General features: G+C 68.3%; 12 protein-coding genes. 3 read left to right on the top strand and 9 right to left on the bottom strand.

Going from position 1 to position 14,368, the window contains the following annotated elements; translation table 11 throughout:
• Positions 1-30 precede the first annotated feature (30 nt).
• Entirely contained in the window at positions 31-723 is a 693-nt protein-coding gene (locus tag GAA2_RS22570; RefSeq protein WP_006438071.1) for a helix-turn-helix domain-containing protein, read from the top strand.
• Here the strand turns inward: GAA2_RS22570 and GAA2_RS22565 are convergent.
• From GAA2_RS22565 to GAA2_RS22540, 6 genes are all read right to left on the bottom strand, one after another.
• Positions 712-1,413 carry an EthD domain-containing protein gene (locus GAA2_RS22565; protein WP_006438072.1) on the bottom strand — a complete coding sequence of 234 codons (702 nt, stop codon included), beginning with the start codon at positions 1,411-1,413 and terminating at the stop codon, positions 712-714. The genes GAA2_RS22570 and GAA2_RS22565 overlap by 12 nt on opposite strands.
• A 27-nt stretch (positions 1,414-1,440) precedes the next feature.
• Entirely contained in the window at positions 1,441-2,709 is a 1,269-nt protein-coding gene (locus GAA2_RS22560; protein WP_006438073.1) for an MFS transporter, read from the bottom strand.
• A gap of 48 nt (positions 2,710-2,757) precedes the next feature.
• The gene (locus GAA2_RS22555; protein ID WP_024499062.1) at positions 2,758-3,219 is read right to left on the bottom strand and encodes a MarR family winged helix-turn-helix transcriptional regulator; all 462 of its coding nucleotides are present in this window, start codon (positions 3,217-3,219) and stop codon (positions 2,758-2,760) included.
• A 506-nt stretch (positions 3,220-3,725) separates the two neighbouring features.
• Positions 3,726-5,807 (bottom strand): PhoX family protein, encoded by a 2,082-nt coding sequence (locus GAA2_RS22550; protein WP_024499063.1) that lies wholly within the window; start codon positions 5,805-5,807, stop codon positions 3,726-3,728.
• 100 nt (positions 5,808-5,907) lie between these two features.
• Positions 5,908-7,971, bottom strand: coding sequence for a TPM domain-containing protein (locus tag GAA2_RS22545; RefSeq protein WP_024499064.1), 2,064 nt, complete (start codon positions 7,969-7,971; stop codon positions 5,908-5,910).
• A 75-nt stretch (positions 7,972-8,046) separates the two neighbouring features.
• Positions 8,047-8,838, bottom strand: coding sequence for an LLM class F420-dependent oxidoreductase (locus tag GAA2_RS22540; protein WP_024499065.1), 792 nt, complete (start codon positions 8,836-8,838; stop codon positions 8,047-8,049).
• Between the two features lie 216 nt (positions 8,839-9,054).
• Between GAA2_RS22540 and GAA2_RS22535 the strand changes: the two genes are divergently transcribed.
• Positions 9,055-10,218 carry a MalY/PatB family protein gene (locus GAA2_RS22535; RefSeq protein WP_024499066.1) on the top strand — a complete coding sequence of 388 codons (1,164 nt, stop codon included), beginning with the start codon at positions 9,055-9,057 and terminating at the stop codon, positions 10,216-10,218.
• Positions 10,219-10,260: 42 nt separating this feature from the next.
• Positions 10,261-10,848, top strand: coding sequence for a class I SAM-dependent methyltransferase (locus GAA2_RS22530; protein ID WP_024499067.1), 588 nt, complete (start codon positions 10,261-10,263; stop codon positions 10,846-10,848).
• Between the two features lie 3 nt (positions 10,849-10,851).
• Here the strand turns inward: GAA2_RS22530 and GAA2_RS22525 are convergent, their stop codons facing one another.
• From GAA2_RS22525 to GAA2_RS22515, 3 genes are read right to left on the bottom strand one after another with little or no spacing between them, the layout of a single operon-like run.
• Positions 10,852-12,213, bottom strand: a complete 1,362-nt coding sequence (locus GAA2_RS22525) for a hypothetical protein (RefSeq protein ID WP_024499068.1) — start codon at positions 12,211-12,213, stop codon at positions 10,852-10,854.
• Positions 12,188-12,433: a hypothetical protein gene (locus GAA2_RS22520; RefSeq protein ID WP_035760547.1), complete on the bottom strand. Its 246-nt coding sequence runs from the start codon at positions 12,431-12,433 to the stop codon at positions 12,188-12,190. Before GAA2_RS22520 ends, GAA2_RS22525 begins: the two co-directional genes overlap by 26 nt.
• Positions 12,430-14,265, bottom strand: a complete 1,836-nt coding sequence (locus GAA2_RS22515; protein WP_024499070.1) for a hypothetical protein — start codon at positions 14,263-14,265, stop codon at positions 12,430-12,432. The genes GAA2_RS22520 and GAA2_RS22515 overlap by 4 nt, the downstream gene beginning before the upstream one ends.
• Positions 14,266-14,368: the final 103 nt, after the last annotated feature.

Below are 14,368 nucleotides of genomic sequence, written 5' to 3'. Positions count from 1 at the left end.
GGGGATCAACCGACGAGAGGGCGCGAGAACATGTGTCAACTGACAGTGAACGACCTCGCTCACTATGCTGGCGAGGTGACCGACGACCCATTGATCCGGAACCAGTCTGGCATCGCACGGGAACGCCCCGTCGACCAGTCGGTCGAGGAACTCGAGCTCGAGACCGCGATCGCGCACAATGTGCGTCGGCTGCGGCGCCAGCAGGGACTGTCGGTGGGCGACATGGCGTCCCGCGTCGGCATCTCCAAGGCGATGCTGTCGAAGATCGAGAACGCGCAGACCTCCTGCAGTCTCAGCACCCTCGCCCGCCTGGCCAACGGCTTCGACGTCTCGGTCACGTCGTTGTTCCGCGGCGCGGAGATGGAGCGTTCGGCCGTCTTCGTGAAGGCGGGGGAGGGTAACGAGATCGTCCGTGAGGGTTCACGCGAGGGACATGAGTACGAGTTGCTCGGATCGCTTCGCGGGGAACACAAACGGCTCGAATGTCTGCTCGTGACCCTCACCGAGGAATCGGTGACGCAGCCGCTGTTCCAGCACGCCGGTACCGAATTCCTGTACGTCCTCGAAGGCGTGATGGACTACGCGCACAGCCGCTCGGTGTACCGGATGCATCCTGGCGACGCGTTGCAACTCGACGGAGAGGGAGCGCACGGGCCGGTCGAACTGGTCGAACTGCCGATACGCTTCCTCTCGGTCATCGCGTTTCCGGATTCAGCCGTCTGAGACCATCCCGGAGAGATCGAAGTCGTACCGGGAGGTCGGGACCACATCGAGGTGTCGGTCCGCACCGAACCGCGAGACGCTGTTGAGCATCAGCGTCATTCGACGTTCCAGTTCGGCCTGGTCGCCGTCGCTGCCGTAGAAGGCGTGGATGTCGGTGACAGCTGCCATCGGGAACAGTTCCTCCACAATCGCGTCGACTCGCGGTGTGTCCCCGGTGAGTGCCCGCTGGACGATGTTCTGTACATATCCGAACGTGGCCTGAGTGTCGATCGCGACCCGGGTGTGGTCCTCGAGCCAGCGCCGTAACCATTCCTCGCGGTCCAGCTCGGCCGGGCGGCGTAGGAATGCGATGTTGGACAGCGCCTCGATGCGCGTTCCGTCGGCGGGAAGGTCCGGGTCGAGGGGAGCGCGCGCGGTGACCTCCCAGGCCGCGAACGGCACCTCGACACTCCGGGTGACCGCGGGGAGTACGGCGTCGACGTCCCCGGCCCAGTACGTCACCACCGCGTCGATCGCCGGATCGAGTTCGTCGATGCGCATCGCACCGGAGACGGGGTCGTCGTCGATGTTGAGCTGGACGCGAACGGCACCGGCTGCCGCGCATCGTTCGACGAGTGTCTCGGCACCGACGCGCGTCAGTCCACCACCTCGCACCGCCACGATCACCTTCGAGTACGTCACCTCGCGCACGGTACCGGGACGAGCCGGTGTCCGGGGTCAGAACTCCTCGGCACCGATCAGCGCGGCGTCGTCGTCGATCTCGTCGTCCGCAACGCCCTGGATGAGTGCGACGGCGCCGAGTGCGACGACGCAGTAGGCGGTGGCGAACCACCAGGGAGCGGCATCGGAACCGAACCACTTCGCGAGGTACGCCACGAGCACCGCGGCGATCGCGGCCCCCATCCAGCGCAGGAAGCTGAAGCCCGCGCTGGACACCGAGCGCGGGGTGTCGGTCCCGCCGGAGGACATGGCGAGGTCGGTGAAGAGGGTGTTCAGCACACCCGACGGGAGGCCGGAGAGAACGACTGCGAGCCCGATGAGCCACACCTGATCGCTCACCGTGCCGACGCCGGCCAGGACCATGATCGAACCGTAGGCGAAGATCGCCACCAGCACACCGGCCTTCTCGCCCACGGACTTGGCCAACGCGGGTGCCACGAACACGCCCGCGAGCGCGGTGAGCAGACCCCACCCGAAGAAGATGAGTCCCGCGTGGATCGGCCGGAGCCCCATGGCAATCGGCGCCCACGCGATGACGGTGAACAGCGCACCGGTGTAGAAGGCCGAACCGATGCCCGAGGTCGACAGGGTGCGATTGCGGAGGGCCTTCAGCGGATCGACGATCCGCACCCGGTCGCGAGTGGTGCGCGGTGAGTCGGCGGGGAGCATGACCGCGCACAGGACGGCACCGAAGAGCATGAGCAGCGCGGTCCCGCCGAACGGCGCGCGCCAGGTCCATTCGCCGAGGGTCGCTCCGAGCAACGGTCCGACCGCGAGGCCGAGACCGAGTGCGGCCTCGTACATCATGATCGCGCCCTGGCGGCTGCCGACAGCGGACGAGACGATGAACGCCAGTGCGGTCGCGAGGAACAGCGCGTTGCCCAGACCCCAGATCACCCGGAAGGCGATCAGCTGGTCGATGTCGTCGGCGAAGGCGGACAGCCCGGCGGCGACGACGATCAGCGCGAGTCCGACGGTGAGTGTGCGTTTGGGACCGAAACGGTATGCGGCCCAACCGGTCAGGAGCATCGCGACGCACTGGACACCCACATACACACCGAAGAGCAGGGTGACCTTCTCGGCCGGCGCCTCGAGCGCTTCGGCGATGCTGTGCAGGATCGGGTCCACGAGGCCGATCCCCATGAAGGCGATCGTGGCGGCGAAAGCAGTGATCCACACGGTACGGGGTTGCTCGCGGAACGTGACGAGCAGCGACTTCTCAGAAGACGCCGTGTCGGTGGTCGGCGTGTTCTCGGTGTCTGTCATGAGGTCCTTTTCGATCGCGGAGTGATGATGTGGCCGGGCGCCGTGGACTCAGGCGCTCGGCGGCTGCGTCGGGGTCTCGTCGAGTCGGTCGCGCAGGGCTCGGAGAGCAGGGCCGGCGGCGGCGAGGGCGGCCCGGTCCTCGTCGTTCAGCGCGGCGAGTGCACTGGTGAGGACGACGTCGCGTTCCTCGCGGATCTGCGATACGACGGCGCGGCCGTGATCGGTCAGTCCGACCAGGACGGCGCGTCTGTCGGCCGGGTCGGGTCTGCGTTCGACCAGTTCGTGCTTGGTGAGTCCGTCGATCACCGATGTCGCGGTCGGCATGCGGATGGACTCACGATCGGCGAGTTCACCCATGCGCATCCACCCGGTGTCGGCGAGGACGTTGAGGGCTGACGTCTGCGCCGCGGTGAGCTCGACCCTCGGCGCGCGCCGGCGAAGCGCCAGGTAGAGCCTGGTGATCGTGGGACGCAGCGTCAGGGCGAGTTGCGCGGGATCGGAAGCGGACACGCTTAGAAAGCCTAATACTTCGAAGTTCGAAGTAATACCGGGCGTGCATGTGACACTGCCGACACATCGCCGCCCCGGCCAATGCGGAATCGCCACCGATCCGCCGGCTGAGCCGGTACCGGTCCCGCCGGCTGAGCTGGTACCGATCCCGCCGGCTGAGCCGGTATCGATCCCGCCGGCACCGACCCCGCCGGTAACGATCCCGCCGGCACCGACCCCGCCGGTATCGATCCCGCCGGCACCGACCCCGCCGGCACCGACCCCGCCGGCTGAGCCGGTATCGACCCCGCCGGCACCGACCCCGCCGGCACCGACCCCGCCGGCTGAGCCGGTACCGAGCGTAGCGAGGCACCGCGTCGAAGCCCCACCGCGAATCCGGAGGCGGTCACAACGGGCACGCGCACCTATGCGCCGTGCACGCCGAGACGAGATCGCCGCCGCCACCCGACAAGCGCCGGTCGGACCAGCGCCGGGAGAGGCGGAAGTGGCGATTCTGCAGTGAGGCGTCAGACCCCGATCGGGCTCCTGCCGTCGCGCCAGACCGCGACCACCGACGGCCGCGGCTGGGAGTTCCCGCCGTCGGGCCAGTGCGATGCCGGGTTGTCCGCGGAGTGGTCGTCGAGTTCGCCCGGATGCTGTACCGCGATCAGGATGCGGTTGCTGTCGATGACCGGTCCACACGTCTCGGCACCCTTGGGGACGGTCAGGAACTGTTTCGTCTCACCGCGGCGGTCACCGTCGAGGGCGACGGCGAACAGGCCGTCGTTGGAGTCGAGGGCGTTGCCGTCGGTGGAGATCCACAGGTTGCCGTGCGGGTCGAAGGCGACGTTGTCGGGACACGAGATCGGGCTGACCTTGGTCTTGTCGAAGCCGCCGTAGTACGTGTCCGCGGCGGCGGGGTCGCCGCAGACGAGCAGGAGTTCCCAGGTGAACTCCGTACCGGTGTGGTCGTCGGTCATCTCGAGGATCTGACCGTTCTTGTTCTCGTTGCGCGGGTTCACCAGATCGGCGGCGGCCTTGCCGTCGGTGCCGCGGTCGCTGTTGTTGGTCAGTGCGCAGTACACCTTGCCGGTCTTCGGGTTCGGCTCGATGTCCTCGGGACGGTCCATCTTGGTGGCACCAACGGAATCTGCCGCCGCGCGGGTGAAGACGGCGACCTCGGCCGGCGACATGCCGGCGATGTACGACCGGGCCGTACCGTCGGCGTTGACGGTGAGCAGGGGCTTCCACGACCCCTTGCCCGCGAACTTGCCCGCCGCGGGCAGAGCCCCGGAGCCGTCGACGGGTTCGGCGGTGAACGTTGCGACGTACAGGGTCCCCTCGTCGAGGATGCGCATGTTGTGTTCGCGTGCGGTCTTCGACAGTCCGCTCTTCATCTTGCGGCTCGACACGAACTTGTAGATGTACTCGAACTTCTCGTCGTCACCGCTGTAGGCGACCACCGTACCCTTGTCGGGCCCGGCGTCGACGACATAGATGTTGGCCGACTCGTGCTTGAATCGGCCCATCGAACTGTGTTTGACGGGAACAGCTTTCGGGTCGTGCGGATCGACTTCGACGATGTAGCCGAAGCGGTTGGCCTCGTTGGGCTCGACGGCCAGGTCGAAGCGCTTGTCGAAGCGACCCCAGTGGTGTTCGTCGGCATCGTCTTCGAAGGTGTAGCGCTCGAGACGTTCAGCCGTCTTCGGGTCGGTCACCGTGCTCGCGTTGCTGAAGTAACCGTTGAAATTCTCTTCGCCGGAGAGCATGGTGCCCCACGGGGTGAGCCCGCCCGAGCAGTTGGCCATCGTCCCCAGGACAGTGGTGCCGGCCGGATCGGCGGCCGTCTTCACGAACTCGGTGCCCGCTGCGGGACCGGTCAGCCGGAACGGGCTCGACGCGGTGAGTCGCTGGTTACGCTGGCCGACAACGGGTTTGAGCGCGCCGGAGCCGGGCTGGGCGGTCACCTCGACCACGGCGATACCGACCGAGGCCATCGCGATGCGGGCCTGCTGTTCGGTGGGTTGGCCGTCCTTGTACCCGGTGAACATGAACGGTTCGGTGGGGTACTCGAGATTGGCGACGAGGTAGAAGTGGTCGGGCACGCCGTCGACCGGGATGAGCCCGGCGAAGTCGTTGTTGAAGCCGAACTGCCCGGCCTGGGCCTCGGGGGTCTGGTTGGCGAAGTCGAACTCCGGGGCGCCGGGCAGGACGGGATCGCCCCACCGGATCACGACCTCCTGGCGGTATCCGTCGGGGATCACCACCGCGTCCTCGGTGTTGGCCGGGACAGCCGTGAACTTCATACCCGGCAGCGCATCTCCGGTGGCAGATCCGGTCGTCGAGGTGCCGGTCCCCGATCCGCTCTCGCCACAGGCCGCGAGCACCGATGCCGCCCCGACTGCGACCGCCGTACCCGCCGAGGTCTTGAGGACGCTCCGACGCGACACCGCGGTGCGCACGACGTCGCGGAAGTACGCGTTGTCGCTGCGGTTACCGGGATCGTGACGGCAGGCGTCGCCGCACTTGTAGCGGCACGTCACATATGCGCGCGAGGAACGCCCGGCATCGTGGCCGGCGGAGGTGAACAGCGGCAACTGGATTCGCACCCGCAGGACGCTAGGGGGGCGAAGCGAACCCTTGGGTACTCGAATGTGAACGGACACCCAACGCACGGTGCCTTCTGCTGGTCGAGCCGTGTCGAGACCGCTAGAACCGCCCGCCGGTACCGATGCGTCCCGACGACCCGGAGCCGCCGAACGAGCCCGGGCTCCGTCCGCCGCTGCCGAAGCCACCACCGAAGCCGCCGGGGTATCCACCCCGGTATCCGCCGCGACCGCCGCTGATGGTGCCGCGCAGGAAGCTGTCGACGAGGATGCCACCGAGAACGGCACCCGCGGTCGAGGTGCCGCCGGAGCGCGGCTGCTGCGACTGCTGCCAGTTCACGACATCACCTTGAGCGGCCATGAGCGCCTGGTCGGCGAGAGCGCCGGCTCGCCGCGCCGACGTGGTCGCCGCGGCCGGATCGGCTGCGGCGGCCTGCTGGGCGGTCTGGAGGAGGCGTTGCGCCTCGGCCAGCCGGGTCCGGGCGGTCGACTGCACGGCGCCGCGCCGCGTGCCGATGAAGTCCGACGCCGCGGTCACCTTTGCCGACGCCGACTCGAGGGCCGCGCTCAACACCTGTGCGCGGCGGGTGCGTTCGGCCGCGGAGTCCCGCGCGGCGTCGAGGGCGTCGTCGAGATCCGCATCGGCGTCGACCAGGGCGGTGAAGGTGCCCAGCGGATCGGCGTCGAAGCCGGTACGTCCGGCGTCGAGAGCAGTCTTCGCGGCTTCCGTGGCAGTCGCCAGCGCGGGTCCGCCATCAGCGGTCAGTGACGCCGCCTCGGCGAGTTCTGCCTCCACCTCCTCGATCAGTGCCGGCATGCGGGACTGGGCGGCGGCGATGTTCGCGTCCGCGTGATCGATCGCGTCGAGGAGCACGGTGGCCTGCTCGATGGAGCCCTCGGCCGAGCGGATCGCGGCGACCGCGGGACCCTGCTGTCCGACCGGCGCCGCACTCGCGGCGCGACCCTGGTCGGCGGTCGCCTCGGCGAAATCGATCTGCTGCCGGGCGAGTTCGACGTTCGACAGGATCGAGGCGAGTGTCTGTTCGCCGTGTTTCTCGGTCAGCTCGGCGAGCTGCCGCGTCGCCGGGTCGAGGCGGGCGCGCAGGCCGATGAGCTGCTGGGTGATCGCGTCGAACCGCGCATCGGCGTTGATCAGGAGGTTGCGCATCGCATCGAAGGCCTCGACCTGGTCGTCGAGCGTGCCGTCGGCGTCGGTGCAGGACGTGATGATCTCGACGAGCATCGAGCGGCGCTCGTCGTCGGTTTCCGGGACGTCGTCGTCGAGCCGCTGCCGCAGGGTGAAGGACTGTGCGAGAGCAGTTTTCGCGCGCTCGAGTGCCGTGGTGAATGGTTCCGTCTCGGCCTCGCCGAATTCTCCGACGGCCAGGCGCAACTCTTCTTCGCTGGTGCGGACGGCGTTGTCGAGATCGGTGAGGACCTCACGCGACCACGGATCGAGCACGTCGAGCGGCTGCTCCGCGAGCTGATCGACGGTCAGTTCCTGTTCGCGCAGTGTCTCCAGGCCGCCCTCGATCCGACGCTGCTTGCGGCGGCGCGAGTAGAGGTACGCGCCGCCTCCGCCGACCACCACGGCTCCGCCGACGACTGCGGCGGCGATGACGCCGGTGTAGCTGGGATCGAGTTCCGACGAGAGCCCGTTGATCGCCGCGAGTCCGGCGTCGGCCCAGTTGCCCTCGCGCAGTTGCGGCACGACGTCGTCGTTCGCGACGCCCTCGAGGGTCGACTGGTCCAGACCACCGATGTTGTCGGGGGCGAACAGTCGATACGCGCGGTCCTCGGTGGCGACGGCGAGTAGGGCGTCGTGGTCGCCGAGTTCACTGGCCACCGCGGTCTGGTCGGCCCACTGCTCGCTGGTCAGACCCCCGAAATCCCGGACGTAGACGATCCACATCTGGATTCCGTGGTCGTTGTACAGCTTGTCGACGGCGGCCTCCAACTCGGACCGCTGGGCGGGCGAGATCGCGTTGGCCGAGTCGACGACATAGGTGGGGAGGCGCGTGGGCGGTTCGGCGGCGGCGGTGCCGGCTCCGATGCCCGTCAGCAGCAGAGTCATGCCGAGCGCGAGGCCGGCGGCCCCGAGAACTGCCGAGATGCGCCGGGCCACGACGTGCCCCCACCCACCACGAATCGCAGTTAACCGATGCATGATCACGAATCCAATCAGCCGCCGCATTCGGGTGAGTGTATGTCCGTCCCTGACCTCGATCGGTACCGGCACGTCTCAGCGTCGAGCGTCGCGCCACCGGCACAGGGCCTCGACGGCGGTGAGGTCGTAGTCGGGGCCCGTCACGCCGACTGTCAGGAGGGTGACGCCCTCGGCGGCCAGCGCGTCGGCATCGCGGAGCAGCGCGTCGACGTCGCCGCCGAACTGCAGGCCCGACGACCGTTCGATGGTCTCCGGGTCGCGGCCCACTGCTGCACAGTGTTCGGCGAGGACCTTCGACTTGTGGCGGTACTGTTCGAGGTCGTTGAACCCGTGCCAGACATCGCCGTGCTCGGCGATGTAGCGCAGTGTCTTCTTCTCGCCGCTGCCGCCGATGAGGATCGGGATGTCGCGGGTGGGCGCGGGATTGAGCTTGGCCAGCCGTGACTTGATGCGCGGCAGGGCCTCGCCGAAGGCGTTCAGTCGCGACCCTACGGTGCCGAACTCGTAGCCGTACTCGTCGTAGTCCTTCTGGAACCACCCGCCACCGACACCGAGGATGAGTCGGCCGCCGCTGATGTGGTCGACGGTGCGCGCCATGTCGGCCAGCAGTTCGGGGTTGCGGTAGGAGTTGCAGGTCACCAGCGCGCCGATCTCCACCCGCGAGGTCTGTTCCGCCCACGCACCGAGCATCGTCCAGCACTCGAAGTGCTCACCCTCGGGAGCGCCGTAGAGGGGATAGAAGTGGTCCCAGTTGAACGCGACGTCGACGCCCGCATCCTCGGCGCGGCGGACCGCGTCGCGGATCAGGCCGTATTCGGGAGCGTGCTGGGGCTGGATCTGGACACCGATGCGAAGAGGAAACGCCATGGCGACCAGTCTGCCTGCTTCCGGCGACGGCGTCGATGTCATTGCTCCCTGAGGAGCCCGGAGCGTGTGGGCCGTCCGTTTGCTCCCTGAGGAGCCCGGAGCTTGTGGGCCGTCCCTTTGCTCCCTGAGGAGCCCGGAGCTCGTGGGCCGTCTCTTTGCTCCCTGAGGAGCCCGGAGCTTGCGGAGGGCGTCTCGAAGGGTGGTACCAAGGACCGCGTGACACCGAGACCCGCCGCACCGTCGCTCGAGGAACTCCGACGCCGCACCAGCTCGAAGTGGTCCACTCATCCCGACGACGTGTTGCCGCTGTTCATCGCGGAGATGGATTACCAGCTCGCACCTGTGGTCGCGGAGGCGATGATCGACCGTATCCGGGCGTCGGATGTCGGGTATGCCGGTGACTCGGGCGGCGTCGGAACGGCTTTCGCCGGTTTCGCGGATCGGCGATGGAACTGGGAGGTCGGTGCGGACGATGTCGCGCTCACCACCGATGTCAGTGTCGTGATCGTCGAGACGCTGCGCTCGGCGATCGGCCCGGGTGCCGGCGTCATCCTGATGCCGCCGGTGTACCCGCCGTTCTTCGAGCTCATCCCGGAGGCCGGCGGAACCGTCGTCGAGGTGCCGTTGCTCGACGACCTGGTCCGGCGGATGGATCTCGACGGCATCGAGGCGGCACTGAAGTCGGGTGCGCGAGCGGTTCTGCTGTGTCACCCGCACAATCCCGTCGGACTCGTCCACGACGCATCCGATCTGGAACGGCTGGCCGAGCTCGCCGCGTCGTACGGTGCGATCGTGGTCAGCGACGAGATCCACGCACCGCTGGTCCATCCCGGGGTCGGGTTCGTCCCGTTCCTGACGGTGAGCGACACCGCGCGCGAGGTCGGCATCGCGGCGCATTCGGCGAGCAAGGCGTTCAACCTCGCCGGGGCCAAGTGTGCGCTGATGGTCGCCACCTCCGATACGACCCGGACGATCGTCGCAGGCCAGCCCGACGAGGTGCACTATCGAACGTCCATCCTCGGTCGCGCCGCGACCGAAGCGGCCTTCGCTCACGGCGACGACTGGCTCGACGCCACCCTGGAAGTCATCGGCGAGAGCCTGGATCTCCTGGATCAGCTTCTGGCCGAGCATCTTCCGGCTGTCGGCTATGCACGGCCGAGTGCGTCGTACCTGGCGTGGCTCGACTTCCGCGACGCCGGCCTCGGCGACAACCCGGGCCTGCCGATCCTCGAACACGGCCGGGTCGCGCTGCACTACGGCCCCGCGTTCGGCTCGCCGGGTAGGGGTTTCGCGCGGCTGAACGTCGCGTGTTCGCCGGAGGTGCTCACCGAGGCGATCGAGCGGATCGCCCGAGTCGTCGACAACTCGCCCGTTTCATAGCTCGAACCCGCGCCTGCCGCGGTGAAGTGCTATGAATCGGGAATGGGAAACGAGCGGGCCGCCGAGTGGGACGAGCGATACGGCAACGCGGAGCGGTTGTGGACCGCGGACGTCAATCCGGCGCTGATCACCGAGACCGAGGGGTTGGCGCCCGGCACCGCGCTCGACGTCGGGTCGGGGGAGGGCGCCGACGCCCGCTGGCTGGCGAAACGCGGCTGGCAGGTGACCGCCGTCGACATCTCGCAGGTGGCACTCGACCGAGCACGCGAGATCAGCGGCGACCTGCCGATCACCTGGACCCGTGCCGACCTCGTTGTCGATCCCGTCCCCGGTGACGACTTCGGTCTGGTCGCGCTGCACTACTTCCCGATCCCCGTCGCGGAGATCGAGGTCGCGCGCAAGCTCGTCGCCGCGGTCGGCCCGGGCGGATCCCTGCTGGTGGTCGCACATGCGCCGGAGGGTGTGCGGGCGCACGGCTTCGATCCCGACGATTTCGTGCAGCCGGGCGGTTTCGCGACACTTCTCGACGACGACTGGGAGATCGTCACCGACGAGACGCGCGAACGCGGCAAGGCCGCCGGCGGCGGTCACCACACGCATGACGTCGTGTTCCGGGCACGACGCCGGTGATCCCTAGCCGCCGAACAGCAGATACAGCCCGAGGAACGTGTAGCAGACCATCGTCACCATCATGGTGAGCTGTCCGGTCAGCTGATGTCGTCGCGGCAGGAGCCGCAGTGAGGCGTCGTGCGCGGCGGCCACTCCCAGCATGTGTCCGCCGACCACGAACACGACCTTGAGCGTCACCGTGACGGTCGGGTGATCCGACATGATGTACACCGGGTGGGCATCGCTGAGCCACAACAAGTTCCATCCCCGGCCCAGCGGATCGCCCAGGGCCAGGATGGCTTCCTGCCCCTGCTCGACGAGCGACTGCAGATAGTGGGCGAGGATGTAGCCGATGACGATCGGGACGAGTGAGTGTGCCATCAGGCCCGGTAGCCGACGGCGCAGATCGGGTTGCACACCGCCGACGGCGCGTGCCGCCGACCAGAACGTCACCGCGACAACGCCGACGAACACCAGCAGCCCGGCGGTCGAGAGCAGGGTGGCGATCGCCTGGTTGCCGTCGGCTCCGTCGCCACCGGCCTGCTCGGCGACGAAGTCCTGCCACTGGGGGAAGGCCGAGAAGCTGTCGAATGCGGTGGACCCGAGCAGGATTGCGAGCACGGTGACGGTGCCGGGCCGGATCGGCAGGGTGGTCAGCGAGTTCATCGGACTGCGCACGATCACGCGACCGTCGGGGTTCTTCGCGAACGGGGAGAGGCGGGAGGCGACCGTGCTGTAGACCGCGAACGGATCGGCATCCTCGGTCCAGCGAAGCCCGCAGATGATGCCGCCCACGAGGGTGATCGCGAGATAGCAGAGCAGCCAGATCCGCACCGATGAGACCGAATTCGGTTCCGGGGAGGCCAGTTCGAGCCAGACGAAGGCGAAGAGTCCGAACGCAGCCGGCCACCAGCCGAGGCGTCGGGGATAGTCCGTCAGGCCGACGACCCGGGACCCGAAGATCCCGCGCGCGATCCGCAGCACGGTGCGGATCGGTGACAGCAGTCGCCACACCGGGCCGATCAGCACCGACAGCACGATCATGCCCACCCACAGCAGTACGTAGAACGAGCCCGGCAGGGGGTTGTCGTGGGACGGCCCGAACGCGGCCACCACCAGCCACGCGGTGAGTATCAGTGCGGCACCGGCGAGTACCCCACGAAGCCATCGGTTGTCGACGGTCGAGGTCACCCACCCGGGGAGCTCGCGCCCGGCGTCGGATCGCCCGTATCGCGGAGTGCGCCAGGCGAAGGCGATCACCGCGAAGGAGATGGTCAGCGCCCACGCACCGCCGATCAGGACCGCGGTCAGCGGGACGGGCAGGAACTCCGAGCCGCCCAGCCCGTGGGCGAGCAGAGTCTCAGTCGGCCTCGCGGTCGGGGTCATCGGCCTCGTTCCAGGTCGGTGCGTCGGTGGGGTTCTCGGTGCGATCTCCGGTGGAATCCTCGATGGGGTCCTCGTCGTCATCTCCTCGACGACGATCGGCGATCGCGATCGCGATGATGACGCCCACCAGGATGAACGCGGGGATCACCGCGGGCAGCGCCAGTATCAGGGGATGCGTGGCGAGGTGGTGGACCACCGGGTCCGGTGCGGCGGCGATCATTGTTGGGGCTGCAATTCGGGTTTCCGCGCGCCCGAGGTCGCCTCACGGGAGTTGACCCGGCCGGCTCCCCACGACAGCGCGGCGATGAGCAACAGTGAACAGACCAGCACCACCACGGCTGCGGCGCCGAACAGCCACGACGGATAGTCGAAGGTGCGCTCGCGCTGGAGGATCGAGATCTCCGAGACGAACGGTTTCGTCGACGTCTGCTGGGCCGGCTCACCCTCCGCACCGATCGCGGGGTCCGCCGGCAGATACACCGGCACACCGGCCATGGTGGTGCCGTCCTGCACACGCAGGATGGTCTTCCACGACCCCGACACCGGGATCGGTTCGGTGGACCGGAACTGGTTGGGGCCTACCCGCTCGAGCCGGTCGATGACGATGCCGCGATCGTTGTCGACCCCGCCCTGCCAGGACATCAGCGTCACCCACTCGGGGTCACCGCTGATCGCGTCGGCCGGATCGAGGAAAACTTCGGCCGTGACGTTCTGCTCGGCGGCATCGTTCGGTCCGGCGGGGGTCAGGACGACCCGGGCGGTCATGTCGGCGGGTACGGAGACCCGCAGGCCGTTTGCGACCGCCCCGCCTATCACCACCACCGAGAGCACGACGGCGGTGATGCTGATCCAGCGTCGCGGCAGTCGCTCACCGACCGAGACGAGGCCCAGCAGGCCGCCGCACAGACCCGCCACCACGCCGACCGGGACGGCCATCGCCAGCGCTTCGCCCCACATGCCGGTGACCCAGGGGAACGGATATGCCGCGGCGATCCACCAGGATTCGATCCAGAGTCCGATCGTCGCGACCCCCAGGCCCGCCACCGCACCGAAGAGCACGCGGCGCTTGATGAGCGGCGTCAACGCGAGCAACTCGACGACCACGGCCGCGCCGAGGTAGAGGGGGAACACGTTGATCGGCGCGCCGAGCGCCGGCCCGACCACGACCGCGACGACGCCACGCAGCAGGATCGCGAACACCGCTGCGACCAGGGCACTACCCGGCCCGAGGCTGATCCGCGCGGCGACGAGGGCGAACGCACCGGCACCGGCGATCATCATCGGCTGCAGCACGAGCCGGAACTGCTCGACACCGAAGTCGTACTCGATCTGGAAGACCGACATGCCGATCACCAGGCCACCGAACGCCAGGCAGCGGACCAGCCACTGCCCGCGCCCGTCCGGCGGGAGGTCGGGGCCCATCGCGGCCCTGCCCTCGCGGTCGAGGATGACGACCGCGATGAGCGACAGTCCCGCGCCCCCGATCAGCATCAGGTGCGTCGGACCCCAGAGCGTGACGTCCTGACCGAAGATACGGTGCCAGACGTCGTCCAGCGGGAAGCCCACCAGGGCATAGAAGCCGCAGCCCGCCAACAGGATTCCGCCGACCGGCGCGTACCAGTGGCGGGTGATCCGGACGGCCGCGCGGCCGGGCTTGTCGAAGGGCAGGAAGACCGACAGCATGCCGGAGATGAACAGCAGGAACAGGCCCACCAGGATGAAGTAGTGCGCCGGGTTGGCGAGCGGTCCCTCGTCGCGGCCGTCACCGATGTGCAGGCTGACGTCCCAGAGGAAGCCGAACAGGGCGCAGATGATCGTGCTGGTGAACAGGAAGATCGGCAGCGCCGCCCACGGGGGTCGGTTGACGCGGCGCGCCGCCCAGTCGGCCAGGGTGGTCAGCCACGTGATCTTGCGCGTGCGGTGTAGGTATCCGATCCAGAGCAGACCGATCGACACGACTGCGGCTGCCGCGGACATCAGGAACACCTGGTCGAGCGCCGCACCGCCGCCCTCGGCGGCGAGATGGAGTGACGTGCCATCGCTTGTTGTCATGGACGAAGTATGCACATCTTGGTCATGTCCCGGGAGGCGGTCGGTCAAACTCCGACTTTGGGACACGGACGGGTGATGTCGTCGCGACGCGCAGGCGGAAACT

Source organism: Gordonia ajococcus, from assembly GCF_012974285.1.
GTDB classification, from domain to species: Bacteria; Actinomycetota; Actinomycetes; order Mycobacteriales; family Mycobacteriaceae; genus Gordonia; species Gordonia amicalis.
The sequence above is the reverse complement of the archived record's forward strand: the minus strand, read 5'-3'. Positions and strand labels throughout refer to the sequence as shown.

Bases quoted from the DNA above. Each gene is read 5' to 3' on its own strand.
- GAA2_RS22570 (WP_006438071.1), top strand. From the start codon at position 31: ATGTGTCAACTGACAGTGAACGACCTCGCTCACTATGCTGGCGAGGTG.
- GAA2_RS22560 (WP_006438073.1), bottom strand. From the start codon at position 2,709: ATGACAGACACCGAGAACACGCCGACCACCGACACGGCGTCTTCTGAG.
- GAA2_RS22545 (WP_024499064.1), bottom strand. From the start codon at position 7,971: ATGCATCGGTTAACTGCGATTCGTGGTGGGTGGGGGCACGTCGTGGCC.
- GAA2_RS22540 (WP_024499065.1), bottom strand. From the start codon at position 8,838: ATGGCGTTTCCTCTTCGCATCGGTGTCCAGATCCAGCCCCAGCACGCT.
- GAA2_RS22530 (WP_024499067.1), top strand. From the start codon at position 10,261: ATGGGAAACGAGCGGGCCGCCGAGTGGGACGAGCGATACGGCAACGCG.
- GAA2_RS22525 (WP_024499068.1), bottom strand. From the start codon at position 12,213: ATGACCCCGACCGCGAGGCCGACTGAGACTCTGCTCGCCCACGGGCTG.
- GAA2_RS22520 (WP_035760547.1), bottom strand. From the start codon at position 12,433: ATGATCGCCGCCGCACCGGACCCGGTGGTCCACCACCTCGCCACGCAT.
- GAA2_RS22515 (WP_024499070.1), bottom strand. From the start codon at position 14,265: ATGACAACAAGCGATGGCACGTCACTCCATCTCGCCGCCGAGGGCGGC.